Raw genomic sequence first — 22,515 nt, 5'->3', positions numbered from 1 at the left:
GGTTGGAGGATGAAAACGGAGAGTATAGCATCCTTGCCGTTGAGCCTGAACCAAACCCAAGACGTCGGAATCCTGTGGAAGTCATCACCGAGAGCATTTACGACCATCCGAAATACTACGATCTGGTGTTCGGTTCCGACTGTGCGGCTGAGATGAAATTCATCCAGCAGGTAAACGACGAGTTTCTAAACGGCAAAGCCAAACGGCTTTTCGAACCGGCATGTGGAACGTGTCGTTTGATCCACGGTCTGGCCAAGAAAGGTTTTTCCGTGGAAGGCATCGACCTGAATGAGAAAGCCGTCGACTTCGGCAACAAACGTTTTGCACGAGCCAGTTTTCCCGAAACTGCCTGGGTGGCCGATATGTCGGATTTCGCTCCAAAGAAGAAATACGATCTGGCTTTCAACACGATCAACAGTTTTCGACATCTCACAACGGCTGCCGCGGCCGAATCCCATTTGGCTTGTATGGCCAATGGCGCCAAGAAGAATGCGATCTATTTGATTGGCCTTCATCTGAATCCAATGGTCGGCGATATGGTGGATCAGGAATCCTGGGCGGCCCGCCGAGGACATTTGTCCGTTTTAACACACATGTGGACCGAAAGTCGCGATCCCAAGGCGCGGATGGACAAGTTTGGCGTTCACTTCGATATTTATACTCCGACCCGTCAGTTTCGCATCGAAGACGAATTGGCGATGAGGTCGTATACGTGGGAACAGTTCTTGCGAATGATTGAGCTTGAAGGTAGCTGGCAAGTCGAATCGGCTTTTGATTTCACCTACAAGATTGACGCACCAATCGAGGTCGACGAGACGACCGAGGACGTTGTCTTCGTTTTGCGAAAAAAGTAATGCTTCACGTTCGCTCCGTTTTTATTCGAATTCGCGCGTGCTGAACGCTAACCGTTCCATGTGCCAAATCGATTCCACTCGAAATCCGGATCGTCCACGAAGAATTGATTGGCTCCTCCCTGAAATCCGTACGCGCCAACGGTTTCAAAGTCAGTCACTTGCAGGCGATACGTTTCACCTTCAAGCCAGGCTGAATTTCCTCGTCCGCCGAAGTTTTCGTCTTCTTCAGAGTCGTAGAGGTTGGCGATGTCCGAACCGGCAAGTCCGTTGGCGGAAACGGCAGCAAAGCCGTTGCTTTGGTAGCGGAATCCTGCGCCCTGCAAGTAGCTGCTGTCCCGGTGACCGTGAAAAAGTTCTTCTGCGGATGATCCTTCAAATGTCGCGATGTCCGCGCCGGCCATGGAAACGGCTTTGACCGCACTGAATCCGCGAAGCTCATTGTGATAACTGTCGTTTCTCAAATAGGCCACGTCTGCACTGGCGAAGAATCGATCGACTTCATCACTGTCTCGCAGCGTCGCAGTGTCTTCGCCTCCGTTTCCGTACGCTCGCACGAAATCAAAACCACTTCCAAACTGGAAGTAACCTTCACCTTTGAGATCGACAACGTTTGGATTGCCGTAAAACTGGTCGTCGCCTTCTGAGCCATTGAATTCGGCAGAGTCTCGGCCAGTCGACGCCAACGCAATCACGCGATCAAAGTCGATTGCCGTATTCTGAAAACCATCGCCGACGAGAAAGCTCTGTTGCGGCGAACCAAAGAAGAAATCGTCGCCGCTGGAATCGGACAGGAAAGCCTGATCGAATCCGCCGCCACCGTTGGCTCGAACTTTCGGGTAGGACACAGCGATCAGACTGAACGCTTCCCCATTGAGCCGTCCAAAACGATCGGATGCGAGAAAGCGTTCTTCAACTTCGGATCCTTCCAGTTGAGCTTCGTCCGCGCCGGTGGTGCTGACCGAACGGACCGTCGGGTAGTCGAGCGTCGTGATCGATTTTCCGCTACCCGTTTCCAGCCTTGCGAATCCGGGTCGGGCGAAAAAGAAATCATCGCCATCCGAATCGGTGATGTTGGCAAAGTCATCGCCGCCATTGGATCGCGAGATAACGGTCTGGAAACCCGTTGCGTTGAGAATAAAGTCATCGCCAACCATGCGTGCGGAATCCGGGCTGGCGTAAAACTGCTCGTCGGCTGCCGTGCCAACAAAGGAGGCTCGATCGGTTTCGTGCTTTGCCAGAACGGCAACCAGCTCGAAACCTCTCGCGTCAAGAACCCGATCTGGAGTCGTGATCCGGCCAAAAGTTGAAGATCCAATGAACGCATTGGCGCCGCCGGTCGACCCGGAAAGAAATGCTTCGTCTTGTCCGTCACCAGCTTCAACGTCAATGTCAGTGAACTTTGCGGCGGATATTCTGATTCCAGATTCGGTGGTCAGCGTGGTAAACCCGGCACTGAACGTGAGTGTGTCATCGCCAGAATTGCCATCGATCTGCACTGCTCCTTCGTCGTTATGTCCGCGAACGATTGCCGACTCGATGGAGTTCCAGAACACGCTGCCGTTGGAGGCGTCGAAACTGCGATCTGAAATGGTGACGGCTTCTGTTGCTGGTGCAATGAACCCAATGTGATCATCACCTGAGAGGCCGATCACACTAATGTTCGTCAACAGTTCGAACTCGATTTGAGTTTCCATATTGTTGACCATCAAGCCAATCGCTTGCTCGTTGAAATCAAATCGAAAAGTATCGTCTCCATTGGTGCCCCGAATTCCGACCGGCGTCGTGGTCATGCCAATTTCGATCGAGTCAAAGTTTTCCAGCCTTGTTCCGTCGATCAGGAAATAGCCGTCACCGACCTCAACTACAGAAGCTTCCTCGATGGAGGCGACATCAGATCCTTCCGTCGCCGTTGCAAAAAAGCCGCTGAAGCCGTCTGCAAGAATCGAATGCGTCCCGTTCGAAAGTTCAATACTTTCCAGTCCGATGAATAGACTGTCATCCTGATCGGAGTCCATCAGGTTGATCGCGGTTTGAGAGTTGCCGAACAGTTCGACTCGATTCAAAGTCGGGAAATTAAAGGTCGCGTTGCTGGAGAATTTTGCTTCGCCATACGACACGTCGACGTAGCCACTGGTTCTTTCGTCCCGCAGCACCAGTCGTGGTTCGCTGTCGGTGTTCGAAATGCTGAACTGGCTGAATCCCGTCACTGTGTATGTTTGGGCAACGGGAGTCCACTGAACGTTGTCGTCTCCAACGTAAATCTCATCCGCGAAATCTTGATTCGCGGCCACGTCGATCTGCGATGAGTCATCATGCCCGATGATTTCCACGTCTTCAAAATCGGAGTAGGACAGTGAAGATGGTCCGCTGATGATCGAGCTTGCTGCAAGCGAAACGGCCTGATCTTCAGCAGCGAAAATCTGAATCGAATCCAGCACGCCGCTATTCCCTTCGATTGTCAGTGCTGAATTCAGTGACGCAACAATGTTGGTCATTGGAGAATCCGAAGAATCGCCATTCGTGACGATCGCGCTGTCCCCGGTGTAGTCAACGGAGAACTGATCGTCTCCCGTCGTTCCTGAAATGAGTGGCAGATTGTTCAGGTCCGTAAGATCGATCGTTTCAAACGCGATCACTTCAATCGTTCGGTCTGCGTAGACGATATCGAAATTCGATCCCTGGGCGACGATCGAACCTCCGTTGGATTCGACGAGCACTACGTCGTTGCCCGAAGTCGCCGTGGCGGAAGCGTTGCCAAAGCCCGTCGCGACAATCGAAACCGATGGTGAACTCAGTTGCAAATTCTGGTCACTTATCGTCAACGTGTCGTCGTCAGCAGAATCTTCCAACGTCAGCAGACCGTTTTGCGAGCCCGCGAATAAATTAATGTGCCGGACATCGACCAGCCCAAAAATGGACTGTCCCGGGAATCGAACTTCCGAGTAGCTTGCCGTGATATCGCCGCTTCCGACCGTACGCTCGTCAAGGAAAACGGCACCAGCAAAAGTTCCGCTGTGGATGACGGTAAACGATCCAAAACCTGTCGCCGTAGCCTCTTCTTCGGCATCGGTGTCATACCAGCGGACATCATCATCGTTGATGGAATAGGTGCTGCCCCAGTCGTCAATCGCGTCGATGGTCAGCGTCGATCCATCATTCTGGCCGACGAAGTTGGAGTTCTCGATGTTGGAATAAACGCTTGAGGAACTGGCTGTGGCGAACCTGCCGTGACCCGTCGACACGTCATAGTCTTCCGGCGAGATGAAAGTGATTGAGTCGTTGCCAGCTTTGCCGTCGAATCGAAGGTTCGCATCCGGGCTGAACGTCATCGTCGAAAGGAAGCCGACGCGGGACACCAAAGTTTGTGATCCGGAATAATCGACGATGAAACGGTCGTCGAGATTGCTGCCGACAATTTGAGGAATCGTTGGGGCGTCACTAAAGTCAACGTTCTCGAACCCGGACAACCGCACGGTCATGCTCTCATTATCAAGAACAAGTTCATCACCGAGGTTGAGCGTGTCCATTTCCGTTTCAACGATCACGGAATCGATGCCGTCGCCGCCCGAGACTGAAATGTCTGCGTAATTGATAGCGAGAACCGACCAGGAGGCTCCCGTAAGTTCAATCTCCGTGTCACGAATCGTCAGCGTTTCGTCTTCCGCGCTTCCATCAATAATTAACGGAGCAACGTTGCTGCCAGCAATCAGTTCGATTTGGCCAACGCCAGAGATCGGGAAAAGAAACTCGGCGTCAGCGATCGCACCCGGTTCGCTGAACAGAACTTGCTCTCTGGAAACCGTCGTTGTCCCATTGGCGGTGGTGTCTGTGAGAAACGTAAGTCGATCGTCACTTCCGCCAGTCACATTGACGCGTTCAAACGACTGAAGATTGATCGTGGCGTCACTGTTGGGTGAAGTGAATTGAAGTCGCTGATCAAAGACGCGAACATCGACTTGTTCGACATCGAATGAGAATGCAGCGAAGTCTTCGGCATGTTCGGTGGTCAAATTAACCGAATCGAATCCGATTACCGTCAGTGAAATATCATCATCGAATGAAAGCTCGCCAACGCTGCTGATGCTGGTCTGGTTCATGCCGAAGTCCAACGATTCGGCATCGCCAGAAAGGTTCGCAACGTCATTGCCTTGCGAGATGACGGTTACCGTTGGGAAACTGATGAAGGTTGACAGCGTGTCGTCATAAATCGCAACGGCGTCGTTTCGGAAAAAATCGTTGTCGATCCGTGCCGGTGCTCTGGCGAACTCAATCGTTTCGCTGCCTGCGCGGTCAGAAACGGTAATGGCTCCTTTTCCTCGTGCCCTGAAGTCTTCAACGTTCGTCCACGCGACGGTAGCGTCTTCCCATTGCAACATGCCAGGCGACAGCGTGACGTCAGAATCAGATTCTGAAACGATAACAGAAAGTGAATCCTCGAGTTGGTAAATCGAATTGTCGATCAACCCACCAAACAGATCGACGCGAAGGTTGAGAATTCCCCGCGCGGAAAAATACATTGTCTGCGGTGAAAAAATTTCGGTGTCGTACGACGAGCCCCAAATCCCAAGCTGGGGCTGAGCGGCACCGGTTGTGTGTTGCAGCGAAACTAGGATCTCGTCGACGAACTCCGTTCCCGAAAAGTTCACAGTGTCCTCAACTCCGTTGCCAAACGTGAATGTGGATGGAGATTGCGATTCGCTTTCAACAACAAGCCGAAAATCTGGAGCATCGAAGACAACTGTGGGGCCAAACCCGACGTGAGTTGTTTCTGCTTCGCCTTCGATGCCGGACAATGTCAAACTGTGGTCACCGTCGGTCAATTCGACGTGTATGTTGGCAAAGCCCATTGCAGAAAGTTTGTAGTCCTCGCCGGCAAGCGATGTAACGCGTTCTGTTTCGTCTTCATTGAGTCCCGTGAAAATCTGCTCATCCTCAGCAGAGTCCAGGATGACGAGCGAGTCTGCTGTAGAGTCTCCGATTGCACGAACTTCATTCACGTCGACCAGGTCAATTCTCTGTCCGTTGATCAACACGATGTCCTGTTGCAACTGTATTGCTGAAGCGTCACGGGCTGAAATGACCTCCAACAAGTTCGTGGCTCCGTACGCCGTGATCTGCAAATCGAGGCCGCCTTCAAACTTTACAGGCGTTCGGGTATCCAGCTCGACCAGAAGGTGATCAACTGGGTCGCTCACCCTGATATAGTCGTTGCTGCCAGTGCCGAAGTAGAAAGCCTGGACGCCAGGTTCTGTTCCGCGAATCGCAATGTCGTCAAAATCGCGAGCCAGAAAACGCTGCTGACCATTCCCATAAGACGTCAAGCCTTCCCAATAATAGGAAACGGCAAACCCGTCCGGATTCGCCAACGCAACGACCGTGTCAAAGCCTCCGGTTGAGGTGACTTCGACCGAATCGTTGTTGGTCAGCGACCACGCGAATCCTTCGCCGCTCCACGTGATGTCGGAGTCGTCGGCAAGCACCATGTCATCGCCAGGAGAATCCAACAGCGTGACCTCTCCAAGGTTTCCTGCGGATTGGCTTTCAATATTCGTCCACGTGATGGCCGGATTGTCGTCGGCCCGGAACGATGTCGGACCAATCTGTGCGCTTGCGACATCGCCAATGTACAGCTCGCCGAGATTGAACGAGATCAAGTCGTCGCCATCACCACCGTCTACCATGACGTTACCGCGGTAAGCCGAAATGTAGTGGCTGCCGTTGATGTCGACCACGGGACCAAACTGATAGTTGAAACCAATCACGTCGTCGCCATCAGTGCCGGTCACGATGACGTCATTGCTCTCGCCGGTCACATGCCAAAACGCCGTGTAGGCGGATTCGCGATTTGAGTGCAACGTTGTGTCGGCACCGACGAGCAATATGGAGGTTTCGTCGATGTACAGCGTGTCGCTGGTGTCGTGAGAGACCAGCCAAAAATTGCTGAACGGGTCAAGCATGGTGACTTCAAGATCTTCCACCGCGTTCCAGGTCAGATCAAACTCCGCGTTTGACTCCAGAGAAAACAGCGTGAACCGCGGAATCTGTTCCAGATCTGAAAGGACAAACGTCAGATCGTCTTCGCCCTCTCCGGTGTCAAGAAACAGAGGCAAAGGCGTTTCGGTTGACGGGAGGTCGAACTCACTTCCGTTGATCGAAATGCTGTCGGCGTCCTCGTTGGAGGTGTACACGAACGAGTCATCTTCGTCCGTTCCGCGAACAAGAATTCGGCCTTCATCGGCAACGTCGATCGATTCGATATTGGTCAGGACGATTGAGAACTGGCCGACCATCAGGACGCCGTCAACGAACTCGACTAACTCTCCGTCGGCCGCGCCCAGCGTGACCGAGTCAAAACCCTCCAGTCCGTCAAACGTCAGTTGGGGCAGCTTGCCAATCGTGAATGTCTGCGTCGTATCGTTGATGGTCAATTCGAGCGTGTCAGCGGTCGCAGTGATGACGATTGAGTCATCGTTTTCGGTGCCAAAGAATGAACCAGGGACGATGGTGCCGTATTGATAGCTGTCATCGGAATCGAAATCTGGATAGTCGTCAGCGCTTGGCGAAACTGCCGCAGCCCATTGCTCAGCCAGAAAATTTGACGGAACGAAACGATAGTTGGCATCTGCCGTCGTGATCCACGTTCCCTGGCGATTCTCTCCGACAGCCAAACCCGCAGTCGGGTTGGCTGGATCGTAGACAATGTCGGCAGGCCGCGTCCATTCGACAGCCTGATCGGCATTCGTTTCGACAAACAGAATCGTATTGGAGGCTCCGTCGCGAATGTCGCCAAAGTCGATGTCGATCAGATTCGTCAACGGAAACAGAGTCTCAAGCGGATCGCCCGGATTCCACTCATGCGTCAACGCCTGGTAAATCGTCATTCCGTTTTCGATCGACGGGTGACTGAAATGATGCGGCATCAACGGCAGCAGGCTGAGATTGTGATCGCTGTCCCAGGGCTCATCGTGATGGAACTTGTTGTAAAGCTCTTCGTAGCCAATAAACGGAAGAATTTCGACTCGCCAGCTCAACAGCGGAACATCGCCGTCGGGTCGCTCGTAAATTGCATGGTTGGGGAACTGAGCGTAAGCGGATTCATAGTTGTTGGCTCCGTACGAAAGGAACAACAGGTCGCTCGCAGTCGAGTTGTAGCTGTACCGGTTGCCAACGTTCAAGTCGCGAAAGACCTTCAAATCGACATCAACGTCGACAAATTCCGCCGGCGCGACAATCTTGTTTAGCACCGCAGTATCAATCGTGTCGTTGAAGAATTGCACGCCGCTATTGAGCAATCCGATGTGGAAGCCGGTCGCGTCGGCGCTGTCGACCAGAGAGCGAATTGTTGCCGGATCAAAAGCAAAATCATCTGGCCGAGTCCATTCAATCGCGTTGTCAGGATTCACCTGAAGGACGGCCGCCACGTTGTGGTTGTCCTGGAATTCGAACTCGGAAACGGGATCATCCGTGGTTGGGAAAACCGTGTACTCGCCGTGGGCTCCCTGGAAAACCGTCATGCCATCGGGCACGCCTGGCGTCTGAAACAACGGAGGCATCAGCGGCAACAGGCTGAGGTTGTGAGCACTGTCCCAAGCTTCATCGAAACGAAACTGTTGGTACAAAGCGCCTTGGTCGATGTACGGCAGAATTCGAACTCGCCAACTCAACAACGGAGAAGAACCTGTGGCTCGGTCGTAGATCGTGTGCGGATACTCCCGGTAGCCAAACGCATACGTTTCAAAGGCCTGCAGAATGTACTGAAGCTTTGATTCAACTTGCGAGGCACCATCACTGGTCGTGCCGCCGGGCAGCACGTCGTAGTCGTTGAGTTCAGAGCCGCGGAATGTTGCCCAGGCCGGAATGCTGTCCGGTTGATCGGTCGCAAGGCTGACCTGAATCGAATTCGCCAGCAAGGCGTTGAATCGTCCGTCTCCGTTGAGAGTGCCGATTCCACGCAGCGGATCAGCCGTTTCGAAGTTCAAATCCACCGGCCGACTCCACTCGACGGCTTCCGAAGCATCGGCTTCGACGATCAAAATTGTGTTCGAAGTTCCGTCACCGATTTGCGAATAAGTCACGCCGCGAGGCAGCGTTGAATCGAAGACCGTTCCGGCGCCGTCGAGACCCAACAGCACGGTCTTGCCATCGTCGACGTTGGCATTCTGGTAGTCGTGCGGAATCTGGGAAACCAGCGGCAGATTGTTCGGGCTGTCCCAGGCTTCATCTAGATTGAACTGATTGTAGAGCTCTTGCTGCCCAATGAATGGCAGGATCGCAACTCGCCAACTCAGCAGCGGCGTGCCGTCGTCAGCCATGATTGCCTGATGCGGGAACCGTTGATAGGCAGATTCATAGTAAATGAACCCAAGCGAAATATTGTCAATCCGCTCCTGCGACGTGACTTCGATTCCAAGCGTATCGTAATCGTTTGGCAGCCCGTCCGTGTCGTCGACCAAAACCGAGAACGCGTCTGGATCGACTTCCGAAGGCACCGTTGTCGTCTTTCCAGTGCTGAGTGCGATTGCAAAACCGTTCTCCCCAGCGTTGCCAATGCCGCTGGTCGGAGCTGTCTCATTGAAATACCAATCAACCGGCGCGGTCCAGATTGACGCATGCGACTGATCGACTTCCACCAACATCGCTGCCGGGTTCGTGTTCGCGTTGCGATATTCCGGAGGCGTGCCATCGAGTTTGAAAACCGCTTTGTCTCCCGCGACGGCCAGAAACGGCGTTCGGTTAGTCGATTCGAATTGAGGGCTTTTGAAAACGTCCGGCATCTGGTCTGCCAGCGGCAGATTGTTCGCGCTATTCCAGGGCTCGTCGAGATTGAACTGATCGTAGAGATTTTCCAGTCCCATGTGAGGCAGCATGTGCACGCGCCAGCTCAGCAGCGGATTGCCGTCAGAATCAAAATTGGCCAAACCGGGTAGCCGCTGGTTTGCGTTCTCGTGAGCGACCACGGCTTGCACAATTTCACTCAATTGAAGTTCGCTGAGATTCGGAGGAGCGACTTCCTGGATCGAAATCGTTGAACCCAGAACCGTAAACTCATCTTTGTCAAACTGCCCGCCGAACTGGTTGGCGACAACTCGAAAATCGATCGCCTGACCGTCGGACGGTTCGAATTCGTTGCGGTACCAGATGCCTTCGAGGTTGCTCTGTCGAAAGTTTCGATTCTGAACGGAGTCTCCGCTGAAGTTGACTCTCGCGACAATCGCGTCCGCATCCTGAGGTTCGAAATCAATCCAGTTCGTGTTGTTGTTGTATTGCCACTGCAATCCATCAAGACGCGTTGCCACGAAATGGTCGGCGTTGTCGGCCGCGATTCCACTGAATCGATCATGCACGTCGGTTTGCGAGTACATGATGAAGCCCTCGCCGGTGGCGTCATCGGAAACGGCGACTCCTGAATTCAGGTTTCCAACACCGACCGTGATGGTCAGCATTGTCCGCGGTTCGCAGCGTTGGTAGGAGAGGCCGGACGATTGAGCGGAGTTCCGCTTTCTGGACGCTTGAGCCATGGGGAACTCACGGAGGTGGGAAGGTGGAGGCGTTTGCTGTTTAGGACAGGCTTGGCTATCAGTTTAGTGGCCGCATGTTCACCTCGCAACGAATCTGACTGTTCTGAGTTTCTTTTGGGGTTTTCAGACATGACTGGCATTTGTGCCAGTTGTATGAGCTAGAGTTCCTTGGGTGAACTGTGTTCCGTTTGCCCTACGCTCTGCCACGACACTTCCAAGCCACCACCAAGATTCGTGCCAGTCAGTTAGGATCATTCAATGTTGCGTTCAAGTGCTTCTACCGGGAACCCCGAGTTCAAACGGGTCGTCGACAGCCTGTTGTTATCGGTTTCCAATTTCGACCGCCTGGAGAATCGTTCCGCGATCCGCGAACCGCTCGTCGTTCCGGTCCGCGTCGCTTTTTGCGATAGCCCGACTCGGATGCCAGGTTTTACGCGCAACGTCTCTGTCACCGGTGTTGGCCTGTTGCTGCCGGCAGCCTGCAACGAGGGCGGCCGCGCTGTGATCACGATGGAACGGACCGATGGTCGCGGCAAGCACAGCGTGCTTTCGGAGTGCCGTTGGTGCAAACCTTTCGGTGAGTCCTGGATGTTTTCCGGTTGGCAGTTCATTAAAGTCAAACTCGGCTAAAGTCAAACTGGGCCCGTTTCAGTCCAGAGCTTTTTCGCCCACAATATTTCTCTGAACGCAGCCTGTTCAGAGGACAGAGAATTGTTGGAAACGAAAACGCAAATTCAGACACAGGGCTTTTGCATCGTGCAGAATGTCTTTGGCCAGGCCGCGGTGGAACAGCTGCTGCACAGAATCGAAATGGCCACCCGGACTGACGCCGAAAGTGCACTCAGTTCTCGCGGGACCATCTTCGCGGCGCGGAATCTGATTGATTCAATCCCCGATCTGCTTGAGCTCATCAAACGACCTGCTCTTGCGACGCTGCTGTCTGAAACGATCGGCGAAAACTATGGGCTGGTTCGCGTGCTGTATTTTGACAAGCCCTCTGATCGATCGTGGAATCTGCCGTTTCACAAAGACCTCACGATCGCGGTGCAAGACAACTCTTTGCCGACGAACCATTTTTCAAAACCGACGCACAAGGCCGGTGTGGATCATGTTGAAGCGTCGGAAGCGATCCTGCAGAACATGCTGACGCTGCGAATCCATCTGGACGAAGTCACCGAATCGAACGGGCCGCTGGAAGTGATTCCTGGCTCGCATCTTTCCGGCAAGCAATACGATCCGAGTCCCAATGAGTCGGTGAAGATTCTGGTTCAGGCTGGCGATGTGCTGGCAATGCGACCGATGATCTCACACGCCAGCGGACACACCGATCCGGACGGAAAATGGCGGCGCAGAATCTTGCACCTCGAGTTCTGCGGAACTGAATCGCTGCCGGATGGGTATCAGTGGATGCACTTTCTGAAACGGCGTGCGACGTGAGCAAAACCGTTAAGATTCCGCTGCTGCGCGACCGGCATACTCATCCGTTTCTCTACGCCTCGTGGATTGATGGGCTGAATTTACATCGTGTTTCTGCACGCGACGACGCGTTGTCGATGATCGGAAATCGCGAAGCGAAGCCCGGAGAAATTCTGATCGTTCAGGGCTGGCTCGATAGTAAATTCGAACTTTCGGCCAGCGACCTGGAGCCCTTCGGTCCGACGGCTGTTTTCAATCTGTCGTTGCATGGTCTTGTCATGAACGAAGCGGCCCGCAAGATGATTGAAGCGGAACTCGGTGCGGCAGGCAACTGGTCCGATCAAGCCTGGTATGAGCGGAACTTGCGAAAGATTCTCAACGCGTTCGCGATCCTCAACGGAAACGCCGATCGTCTGCGGCGCTATTTTCAGTGGCTGCATGAGGAACAGGGAGTCATCTACTCGGAGGAAATGTTGCTGGCCGGCGAGAAAGAAATCGAGGTTTTCCGTGAAGCCGATCTGCTGCACCGAACGCGGTTTTGGTGTTCGCTGGAAATGTGGCACTCGCTTTCTGCCGAATCCAAACAGCTCATTGACGGCATGAAGATTTTCGCGGACGGAGCACTCGGTGTGCGAACCGCTGCGGTCAACGATCCTTACGACAACGGCGATCGTGGCATGCTGATGTATTCCGATGATGAACTGGTTCAGTTGCTGACGAAGTGCATCGCAACTGACAAAGCGATTGCCATTCACGCGATCGGCGACCGGGCAATCGATCAGGTTGTGCACGCGGTGGCGGACCTCCGCACGGAAACTAGCTTTCGGAATCAGGTTCGCATCGAGCACGCGCAGTTGATCTCATTGGAAACGGCTCGCGTCGCCAAAGAATCCGAAATCATACTCAGTATGCAGCCGAACTTTTCTGCTGACTCCGCCGAGTACTCCGATCGCTTGCCGCAGCGATATTTGCTGGCCAACAATCCGTTTCGCATGCTGATCGATGAAGTTGGTTTCATTCCCGGTGACGATCTGATTTTTGGCTCCGACGGCATGCCGCCTGGAGCGACCGAAGCAGTTCATCAATCGCTCTGTCCGCCCTTCCCGGACCGCCAGGCGTTGACGATCGAGGAGTTGGTGGCCGGCTATTGCGACGCGTCGGTGTTTGCTGCCGATGAAATGGTCGAAGTGACTCTCCCGTAGCGACTCCGAACGGTATTTGTCGCAAAAACGTGCGTTAAAAACTGTTTTGAAACGATTCCTGTAACAGTTTTTGCCCTGCTCCGCTTATTCGGTAGACGAGTTAATTTCTATCCAGGAGCATCACGATGTCGGTATCAATTTCAAGAAACGTCCTGTTCACAGTCGTCATGTTGACCCAGTTATTGGTTGGCGAAACGGCCGACGCTCAGCAAAAATGGGAGTTGCCGGGTTTTGATCCTCCACCGCGTGAAGTCGTGGAAGAAGACGCCGTGTACGCAGTCTATTTCGCGGCGCCGGCGCAAACGGGCTACATGGTCGTCAACGAGCGTGGCTCCGAACGCGGACCATACGAATCCTGGGAAGCGGCCCAGGAAGCCGGTATGGAACAGTGGTGGATTCTGTTCGACATCGAAGAAGTCCAGCTTCCGCAGACGTGGTACTATTGGCAGACGTTCGAAGATCGCCACGACGCGGAAGCAGAAGTCGCCTGGTTTCGGCGAATTGGATTCGATGCAAAGATCACGACGATTTGGAACCTTCGCCTTCGTCCCGGAAGTATCGACCAAGCCGACTGGACTCCATAGTTGGCTTTACTGCCACCGCGAACGAAACGAAAAACCACAGGCTTACTTTGAAAGCCTGTGGTTTCGTTTTGGCGTATGCCAATGACACGGTCCGTTCGATCCAACAGGGGTGTGCGAAACAACGTCCCGTGCCAATGTTGGTTGCCTGTTCAGTCTGAAAATTCGCTGAACCGAACGATCTCACCGTCTTTCGGACCAATAAAACGTCGCCACGTATCCGGCGCTTTGAGAGGAAATTCATGTGTGGAACCGTCACATAGCGAAAGGACGACTTCCTTCTTGCCTTTCGCTTTTAGCTTCTCCAATGGATTCTCAAGATCGACGTTCCAGTCAACTGGTTTCGTCCACGGAACAGCTTGCTCAGGCGGCATGGCGACAATTGAAATCGTATTGCTTGAACCGTCGGTCAAGTCTCCGAATCCCGTTTTGTTTGCGGCGTTAAAGACCAGCCCTTCGCCTGCAGGAACCTGAAAAATGGTTTTGCCTTCCTTGTTCAGTTCAAACGCCTCGCCTCTCGGGTCCCAATAGGTCATCGGCATTTTGGAGACCAGCTTCAAATTCTGTTCGCTGTCCCACGGTTCTTCGAGATTGAATTGTTCGTAAAGCTCCATCTGATTTAGAAATGGCAGAATATGAACTCGCCAGCTCAACAGCGGTTTGCCATCAGCATCGACGTTGTACTGCGTTGGGAAATGACGATGGGCCGATTCGTAATTCAACATCCCGAGAATTAGCTGCCGAAGCATATTCTTCGTTTGCGTTTTAATGGCCGCAGCCCGCGCGGCTTTAACTTGCGGAGCCAGAACTTTCGCCAGTCGATCAAGATCCTTGGTCAGCTCAGAAGCCGACATCGTCACACGAGTCCCGTTTCGTTTTGGTTTGATGGCCTCGAAGACAAATTTGACCTCCGATTTCGGAATCACTTCGCGAACTTGTGGTGCAAACTTTGCCATCTTCAAACCGTCGTTGATGACTGCTTCGTAGACCTTGGCCGAATCGTCATCGCTGGCTTCAATCTCGATCTTGAGTTCTGGTGAAGCATTGACTTTCGCCGAAAAGCCGATCCATTTTGTTCCGTCTGCAATCAGTTCGCCATCAAGTTTTGCGAACGGACCCGGCAGTGGCGGCATCAATTCTTTCACGACTTTTCGCGAGTCATCGTCTCCGAACAACACAACACCCAGCGAACCGCCGTCAATTGATTTCCAGATGTCGCTCCGGTCAACGGTGTCGTTCGCTGCGTCGTTCTTGAGGCGATCAAACTGATCGGGACCGGCAGCAATCACAGCGCCATCGCGAAACTCGGCGCTGTAGCTGGGAGCGTCGTTGTCCTCTCCGCTCATCGCCACCACAACGTTTTGCAGCGTTTTGATGGCTTTTTGCGAGTCACTGCCTTCGGCCAGCGGAAATACAAACGAAGTTCCCATCGCCTGAAAGTCGGACGTTCGCAATAACGCGTAGCCGCGGGAGAAGCCGGCGTCTTTCAGTGCAGCAATCTGTTTGTTCGCTTCAGGAAGCCGTTCCTGCATGCGACGGAAGCTTGCCGTTCCTCCGAATCCCAGCTTCTCCAGCAGTTCGGTGGCTTCGCCCAAGTCCATGTTGTCCAGGTCGACATAGGCGATACCGATCACGTCCGACGTGACGAATTTTTTCAGAGCCGCCGGATTCGCATCCTGGCCAATCGTATGACTGACGGAAAATGTCAACGCGACCAACATGCTCATGGCAGCGATCGCGGTTTTTATTCTCGTGAGGTGGTAAAGCATTTGGGTTCCTCGTTAGGTGTTGTGTTTCGTTTTGCTGGTCTCGGTGGCATAGGCTTCCAGCCTGTGATCGCGAATGTGTCAGGTGCATCGGTTTCCAGCTGTGGTTGCGCCGCGCAGAATGTTGTCTGTAAGTCAATAAATGCAATGACAGGCTGAAAGTCTATCCCTCCTTTATTCACTGACTTCTTCCTTCAGCGACAGTTCATAGCGATGAATGTCCCAATGTCCGAGATCGAGCGAGATCACGGCTTTGCCGCCTTCCAACGAATAGTTGAAAGGTCTCTCTGTCAGTGGATTCGCGCGGACGGGCAATGCAAGATCCTGGAGTGATTCAGGAAATTTGCCGTGCACCGCCGCGTGATTTCGAAGTGATTCAATGGCCATCAACAAGTTGACTTGTGCCTGGACTCGAAATGCTGATTTTCGGACTTGAGCCGTCGCGGGTGACATCGCGGTAACGACGATGGCTCCCAAACGCAATTTCAATTCCTGCTTGCGAATCAGTTTTTCCCAATCGCTGTGAAACTGATCTGCTTTGCTTGCAGGAACATAGGAGATTCGCTCTTGCATCTGAATGAAGTATTCGATGTCCAAAGCCGCATCGGTCAGAATGACCTGTGACACACTCATCTGTTCAACCTTGTCTTCCGAGTACCCTCTTTCGATCATTCTCTGTTTTGCGTTGGAATATCCGGCTAGTGCAACCGCCATGGAAATGCCCTTTGTTTGTGAAGTTTTGGCTGAACTTCTGCCTCCCATAACGGCTTGCAGTTTGCCGAAATCATTGGTGTACTTCACTAACAGCTTCTTCCACTGGTCCGCTGAGAAATCTGTGTTCTCGATGTCCATCAATTCAGGAAACATTCGCATCGGCATGCTAATGTCCAGCTGAAGTGATTTTCGAATGTCAATGATCGGCGTCGGAAGCTCAGCCAACGCCCAGTACAAGTTTGGCGAGTCCTTCGCGGCCGCAAACAGCAGCACGCCATCGTTCGCCATTCCGACTTCCGCCACGCCCACCAGGCTGGAAACCAGGAACCCCATCTCGTTCACATTCTGACCAAGCTGATACGTCATCCGCAGCCGATCCGCGGCGTCGTCAAAACGCTGCTCTTCAATCGCCAGCCGATTTTGCAGCAACAACGCCCGCGCCATCTCGCGCGTCGCTTGCACACTGGGAAGGAGAAACTCCACGATTTCCGGGCCTTTCATGTCTTCCACAGCAATTCCCCAATCGACGTCCCGGCATAGCGTCGCGCGACGCATGTGATTCTGTACATAGCTGTCAAATGCTGCCGACGCGCTTTTCAGTTGGTCCATTGGGATCTCATTCGACGGAGTCGACGAACTGGACCAGTCGTTAACTTTGCGTTCAGTATCCTTGCGAACGCTTTCCCAGGGACTCGAAAGACTGCGTTCGCCCAATGACCGCAAATAGTGTGTGATGGCGTTACCGGGAATCGTCCTGTGCGGCGGCACCGTGAATCGATACTTGAAAGCCGGAACCGTTTCTTTAGCCGGCGTTACCGTGATCTTGTAGATCTGCCCGTACTCGCCAACTGGTGAAGCACCGTGAGGCCGAATTTCGCGACCATTGATAACTGTGATGTCGGGGTAACCGTTGGCCGAGGTGCAGGCAAGTATCATTGCCGCAAGGAAGCCAATGTGAAGTCGTCGGAATAACATATCATTTCACCTAAGTAAACAGAGTGAACGTGTACGGTGTAAAACTGGTTCTGCATCAAGTCCAGCGGCTAGCCACCGAGACTCATCCATGCGGACCAGGCCGGAGCAGAGTTCTGGACTCGTACGTTGGGCAGAAGCTCCTGCATCATTTGGTAAGAAGTTTGAGGACGCGATGCGGGCGTCGTTGACTGGTTTTCGTCATAACCATCCGTCTGAGCCAGTTGAGGAGCAATGGCTTGCGAGCCAAAGCTGGCGTCGATGCTATGACCCGGTGGAACGTTTTCAATCAGTCTTAGCAGATCCACTTCGTCGCGATTGGGCGTCGTTTTTTCCGGTGAGCCAGCGGCAGCGATGTCGATGGGGCGATTGGCGTTGACTTCCTGGCCATCCGTCGCAGCGACTTGGATTGAGTTGACTTCAGAGCCGCCCGTCGGCATCGGCAGAACGCTGAGCATGACCGCAGCGGAAACAGCAATCCCGCTAACGAAAGACAACGCAATCGTCGGCAAGCTGCGTCGTCGTGTTTTCGTTGTCTGATTCGATTGCGCTATCGCCGCCGCCCAGCCTGCGTCGTACATCAACTGATCACGATCAAGCTTCGATTCCGGAATCGGCACGCTTTGCAGGCTCGCCGCGAAGCTTTCCAGATCAGGATTCATTTTCGTTTCGTCAGACATTTTGATTCCAAACTTTCTTTCATCATTGACAACGCCAAAACGAATCGACGTTGGGCCGCACTCGATGAACAACCTGTCAGTTCGCCAATTTCGCTCCACTTCAAACCGCTCCAGATCCGCAACACAATCAGCTCACGGGATTCCGCAGGCAGGCTGTCGAGCGATTTTTGGATTCGTTGATGTTCCTCATGGACCATCAATTGATCGGCCGGATTGGAAGTGACTAAATCCGGCCGAGCGATTTGCCGTTCGCGATCGGTTCGACGTTTTGAGCCTCGCAAATCATTCAACGCCCGCCGCCGCACGACCTGGTATAGCCATGACAACGGTTGTTCGGGTTTGAATGTTTGAGCCGCGAGTTGAACGAAGGCTTCCTGCACACAATCGTCGGGTGAGTTTGACCATTGAGCCGCGAACAGCCGCAATGGATTGGCATGCAGATCCAGCAGTTGAGCAAGTTCACTGGCTGTGATCGGCTGCGTCAAATCAAACTCCAAATCGTGCTTTCAACATAAAGACACCGCGAAGCAGAAACCTTCCCGTCTGCCTGAAACAAAATCTGAAAGATAGTATGACTCGGACGATTGATGCCGCTATTTGTCGTCCCTGATTTCACGCAAGCCTTCACGCAAGAACGTGACAAGATCGGCTTTTTGCTGCTCCGAAAGGTTCAGGTTCTGCATCGCCGCGTCGGTGTACTCGTGCTCAATGCCGCCTTTGTTGTAGTACTCGACGACTTCTTCCAACGTTGCCAGCGACCCGTCGTGCATGTATGGACCGGTCTGGTCGATGCCGCGAAGCGACGGCGAACGGAACTTGCCCCAGTACGCCCAACCCTTGGTGTGGTGAAAGCCCCAGTCGGGCTCTTCCTGATCCATTCCGATGCCAATGTTATAAGGCAAGTGGTCGGTGAACAGCGGCGCGGGGTGACAAGCCACACAGTTGACTCGGCGGTGGCGGAAAATTTCCGAGCCCCGGATCGCGGAGGCGGACATGGCTGTTTTGTCACCAGCCAGATACCGATCGTAAGGGATCTCTTTCACGTAAATCGTTCGTTGGAAGCTGGCGAGTGCTTTGGCGACGTTGGCTGCCGTGATGCCGTCACCAAACGCTTCGGCAAAACGTTTCTGATAGTCGTCGTTTTCTTTCAAGCGACCAAGAAGTTCTGCTTCGGAGGTCATTCCCATTTCGGAGGATTCGAAAACGGGCACGAGCGCCTGCTGTTCCAATGTTCTTACGCGACCGTCCCAGAACAGATGTTTGCTGTAGAAGCCCACGTTGAGGATCGACAGCACGTTTCGCTTCCCTCGCACCCCACTGGCGCCTTCTGCGATCTTTTCTCCGTTGCCCCAACCCAGTTCCGGATCGTGGCAAGTCGCACAGGACATTGAGTTGTCTGCCGAGAGAGCCGTGTCAAAAAACAGCAGTTCGCCAAGCTCAATTTTCTCAGGAGTCAGCGGGTTGTCTTTGGGCACTTTCATCGGCGGCAGCACTGGACCCATGTCGACTTCTACGTATTCAACCATCGGCGCTGGATTATAACCAGCGTTTGAATCGACGTCCGTCGCTGCGGGCGTTGTCGTTGTGCCAGAATCTTCGGTCGTTTCGGAAGAAGGATTCGCTGCCTCTCGGTCACAGCCGCAAGCGGACAACAGGAATGTGGCGATCCCCAGCGCTAGGACGAAAGCGGCGGCGACAGGCGGGAGTGGAGTTTTCATGACACGAGTTTAACATCGTCGGTGCAGAGTTCGATGCCTCTGCGACGAAGGAATGTCAACGTGTGTTGGCAAGCGGTCGTCGCGGCCTAGGGATTGATCGACTCAAATGCAAGAGATCGCGAAATCGACGCGTATGTTGCGAGGCTGGAAAAGTACTTGTGATTCGCTTCGAGAAGTTCCAGCCGTGCGTTGGCGACCGATGTTTCGTAAATGTTCAATGCCAGCAGATCGATGTCGCCCTCTTTAAAGGCCAGTTCGCCCAATCGCAAAGATTCTTCGTTAAGCCGAACGGTTTCTCGCGACTGGATGATTTGATCGTATGCCGCGTTGACGGCTGATGCAGCGTCCTGAATTCCAGCTCGAATTTTATCGGATACGAATCGAAACTTTGCATCGACCTGAGCCAGCTTTCCTTGAGCAACCTGAATTTTGCCGACAGCTTCGCGACGTTGGATGGGTACTTCAGCATAGACCCCCAGCTGCAATTCGAACGGCGTTTTATCGCCTTTGGAACTGGTGGCGCCACCAAGATCCTGGCCAGCAAAACCCTTAACGTCCAATTTGGGAAGCAACAAATTGTTGGCGTAACTCGCATCGACACAGGTCGCAGACCGGAGCGCTTGCAACTCCTTCAGTTCGGGACGCGTCGCAAGTGCGATCGACAAATCAGCAGCAACCCGATCCGCATCCAAGCGCGCGGATTCCGGGAAACCGCCAGGAAGCAGTTCACGACCCGGGACGACGGGTTGGCAGTGGCTGTCGCGAAAGAAAAGCGAAAGTTTGATCGCAGCTTTTTGGAATTCACGTTGAGCCTTGATCAGCCCATTGTTTCGTTTGGCGATGAAGCGATCGTTGTCAATTTTCGCGATTCTCGCCAAGTCACCTTTTTCAATTCGCGTTTCGATCTGACTGACTCGAGTTTGAGCCAACCGGATCAGCTGCTGTTGCACTTCGACGTATCGACCGGCGGCGATCCAGTCCCAGTAAGCCTGCGTTGCGAATCGCTCGAACTGCAGCAGACGAGATTCAACGTTCGCACTCAGTTGATCCTGCGTCAATTCTGCTGTGCGGACGGACGCCCGTCGCTGGTCGATGGCACGGTCTTTCAGTATCGGCACAGAGAAACCGGCTTTCAGTTCACCGCCTTCGTTGGTTTCGCGTTCGCCATACCACGGTTCGAAATTACCATCTCCGATCCGGTAGCCGCCGTAGACTTCACCGCCTCCGGCAAGCGGCTGGCTGACGCCGATTCCGTTCCTATAGGTTTGATAAAACCCAAGCGGTTGGGAGATGCTGTGAGCAGAGAGCACCGAGTCGAATTCGCCCCAGGCGGCGAGAGTTTTTCCGTTGGCCGATTCAAGTTCACCGATCGCGATTTCGATTTCCGGATAGCACTCTGTGACGCGGTTGAGGACCAGATCCAGCGTGAGTTGCTGCGCGTCGGCAGATTGATTGAAGACAGCTGTCGACACCGCCGAATTGGATGTGGTTTCGCCCGAACCCACCAAATTGGCGACGTCCTGCTTGAAGTCCACCAAGCCAATTTCTGTCGAAGCGGAATCGTGCTTTCGATCAAAAGTCTCAGTGTTTTGCAACACACGATTCGAATCAGCAAACTGCGGAAGGCCACGATCCGTCGACTTGCAGCCACACAGCAGCAACGATCCGACCAGCCCGAAAATCAGCAGCTGGAGCCGATTTACTTGGCCATTTTGGGCGGTTTTGATTTCTCTTCTTTCGATTTTGGTTCCACGTCGGAAACGATCACGGGGAATCCATTGAGCTGGCGCCAGATCTCGTAACCAAGCGAAACTTTTCGCAGCATCACCCAGCCGTTGGCGCGAACTCCCTGCCTGAGGTAGCGATCTGTTGGCCACGGTTCGCCTTCGATTGGCGTCACCATGATTCGAAACTGACCTTTCCCGTCGTCCGTCGCATCGACAGTCGTCACCTGTCCGCTGAACGTCCCGATCGCCACCGACGGCCAACCCGCGAATTGAACGGCTGGCCAACCCTCGAACTGCAACCGCACTTCCTGTCCCGTTTCGACCAGCGGCATGTCGTTGCCGTTGATTTTCAGTTCGACGGCATTTTGCGTCGTGTCCGGAACGAGAGTCAATATCGAATCGCCCGCCTTGATCGTCTGCCCCAACTCGTAAATTGGCAAACGAAAAATCGTGCCATCGCGAGGAGCACGAACGACCAACCGGCTCATCTCTGCAAGTTTGATTTCGACATCCCGAATGTCTTTGCGAATCGTCGCAGCATTGCCCAGTGCATCCTGCTGCATGGCACGCGCATAGTCGATCTTTGTTTGAGCGATCAGACGTTTCTCTTCCAGCATACTGCTCTTGGCCGAAAGCTCTTTCTTCAGAGACTCGACGTCTTGGAGCACGGACTGAAGTTCGGATCTGGTGACGTCCCATTCTTTTTTCAACTTTTCGATTTCTCTGGCAGGCTTGAGACCGTCTTGCATCAAGCTTTGTTGCCGCTCGTAATTCAGTTTTGCCTGTAGAACTTTTGCTTCGTATCCGGTCAGCAACCTTTGTTTGCCCTGTAGTTTCGCTTCGGCCGCTTCCACCATCTGCGAGGCTGCAGTGACCGTGAAGTCCAAAGCCTCGGTGAATCCCGCTACGTTTTGACCGTAGGCGTCGGCCTTCACGATCGCTGTTTCCTCTTTCGTTCTTAGCTCAGTCAGTTGCCCTTCAAGTTGCTGAACCATGTTCGCCGCAAAGGGTTGAATTTCGACAATGAAGTCGCCTTTGCGAACCACCGAACCTTCAACCAATCCTTCTCCGATCCTCACCACCACGCCCTTCGTCGGCGCCTGCACTGACTGCTGACGTTCTTGAGGAGCATACGCGACGACGGAGCCAGTTCCGCGCGACGTTTGCTGCCACGGCAGAAACGCCATCGCAATGATGCTGATCACCAACCCGACTAGCAGCAGCTTCGCCATTCGCCGCGCGAACCGTGTTGATTGAACAAGGTGCAGCGTCGCCGAATTTCGACCAAGCGTTTTCATCCTCGATTTCGCGACGAAGCCAGTTTTGGATGAAGGGTTAATTGTTCTCTCTGTCATGATCGGTATTCC

Annotated in this window: 13 protein-coding genes; 5 read left to right on the top strand and 8 right to left on the bottom strand. The window is 53.5% G+C overall.

The window, feature by feature from the left end; all coding sequences use genetic code 11:
* Window positions 1-74: 74 nt before the first annotated feature.
* Window positions 75-854, top strand: a complete 780-nt coding sequence (locus tag MFFC18_RS13770) for a class I SAM-dependent methyltransferase (protein WP_075086118.1) — start codon at window positions 75-77, stop codon at window positions 852-854.
* A gap of 47 nt (window positions 855-901) precedes the next feature.
* On the opposite strand, the gene MFFC18_RS13765 is transcribed toward MFFC18_RS13770, so the two are convergent.
* Window positions 902-10,372, bottom strand: a complete 9,471-nt coding sequence (locus tag MFFC18_RS13765; protein WP_075086019.1) for a DUF1559 family PulG-like putative transporter — start codon at window positions 10,370-10,372, stop codon at window positions 902-904.
* Window positions 10,373-10,630: 258 nt separating this feature from the next.
* On the opposite strand from MFFC18_RS13765, the gene MFFC18_RS13760 reads away from it, so the two are divergent.
* The 4 genes from MFFC18_RS13760 (at window position 10,631) to MFFC18_RS13745 (ending at window position 13,574) form a co-directional block, all read left to right on the top strand.
* Window positions 10,631-11,002 (top strand): PilZ domain-containing protein, encoded by a 372-nt coding sequence (locus MFFC18_RS13760; protein WP_075086020.1) that lies wholly within the window; start codon window positions 10,631-10,633, stop codon window positions 11,000-11,002.
* Between the two features lie 81 nt (window positions 11,003-11,083).
* Entirely contained in the window at window positions 11,084-11,809 is a 726-nt protein-coding gene (locus tag MFFC18_RS13755; RefSeq protein WP_238381330.1) for a phytanoyl-CoA dioxygenase family protein, read from the top strand.
* On the top strand, window positions 11,806-12,990 hold the full coding sequence (locus MFFC18_RS13750; protein ID WP_075086021.1) for an amidohydrolase family protein: 1,185 nt from the start codon (window positions 11,806-11,808) through the stop codon (window positions 12,988-12,990). Before MFFC18_RS13755 ends, MFFC18_RS13750 begins: the two co-directional genes overlap by 4 nt.
* A gap of 125 nt (window positions 12,991-13,115) precedes the next feature.
* A complete protein-coding gene (locus MFFC18_RS13745; protein ID WP_075086022.1) occupies window positions 13,116-13,574 on the top strand; it encodes a hypothetical protein in 459 nt (152 codons plus the stop codon).
* 149 nt (window positions 13,575-13,723) lie between these two features.
* Here the strand turns inward: MFFC18_RS13745 and MFFC18_RS13740 are convergent, their stop codons facing one another.
* From MFFC18_RS13740 to MFFC18_RS13710, 7 genes are all read right to left on the bottom strand, one after another.
* Window positions 13,724-15,340, bottom strand: coding sequence for a DUF1559 family PulG-like putative transporter (locus MFFC18_RS13740; RefSeq protein WP_084417363.1), 1,617 nt, complete (start codon window positions 15,338-15,340; stop codon window positions 13,724-13,726).
* Window positions 15,341-15,511: 171 nt separating this feature from the next.
* Window positions 15,512-17,026, bottom strand: coding sequence for a hypothetical protein (locus MFFC18_RS13735; RefSeq protein WP_148618871.1), 1,515 nt, complete (start codon window positions 17,024-17,026; stop codon window positions 15,512-15,514).
* 68 nt (window positions 17,027-17,094) lie between these two features.
* The gene (locus MFFC18_RS13730) at window positions 17,095-17,703 is read right to left on the bottom strand and encodes a hypothetical protein (protein ID WP_075086025.1); all 609 of its coding nucleotides are present in this window, start codon (window positions 17,701-17,703) and stop codon (window positions 17,095-17,097) included.
* Complete coding sequence (locus MFFC18_RS13725) at window positions 17,682-18,188, bottom strand: RNA polymerase sigma factor (RefSeq protein ID WP_157665233.1); 507 nt, start codon at window positions 18,186-18,188, stop codon at window positions 17,682-17,684. Before MFFC18_RS13725 ends, MFFC18_RS13730 begins: the two co-directional genes overlap by 22 nt.
* 108 nt (window positions 18,189-18,296) lie before the next feature.
* On the bottom strand, window positions 18,297-19,421 hold the full coding sequence (locus tag MFFC18_RS13720; RefSeq protein ID WP_075086027.1) for a cytochrome-c peroxidase: 1,125 nt from the start codon (window positions 19,419-19,421) through the stop codon (window positions 18,297-18,299).
* A gap of 86 nt (window positions 19,422-19,507) precedes the next feature.
* Window positions 19,508-21,016 (bottom strand): TolC family protein, encoded by a 1,509-nt coding sequence (locus tag MFFC18_RS24975; protein ID WP_210421372.1) that lies wholly within the window; start codon window positions 21,014-21,016, stop codon window positions 19,508-19,510.
* Window positions 21,017-21,120: 104 nt separating this feature from the next.
* Complete coding sequence (locus MFFC18_RS13710; RefSeq protein WP_084417365.1) at window positions 21,121-22,503, bottom strand: HlyD family secretion protein; 1,383 nt, start codon at window positions 22,501-22,503, stop codon at window positions 21,121-21,123.
* Between the last annotated feature and the right edge of the window lie 12 nt (window positions 22,504-22,515).

It is taken from the genome of Mariniblastus fucicola (assembly GCF_008087665.1).
GTDB classification, from domain to species: domain Bacteria; phylum Planctomycetota; class Planctomycetia; order Pirellulales; family Pirellulaceae; genus Mariniblastus; species Mariniblastus fucicola.
This window is presented reverse-complemented; position numbering and strand designations above follow the sequence as displayed.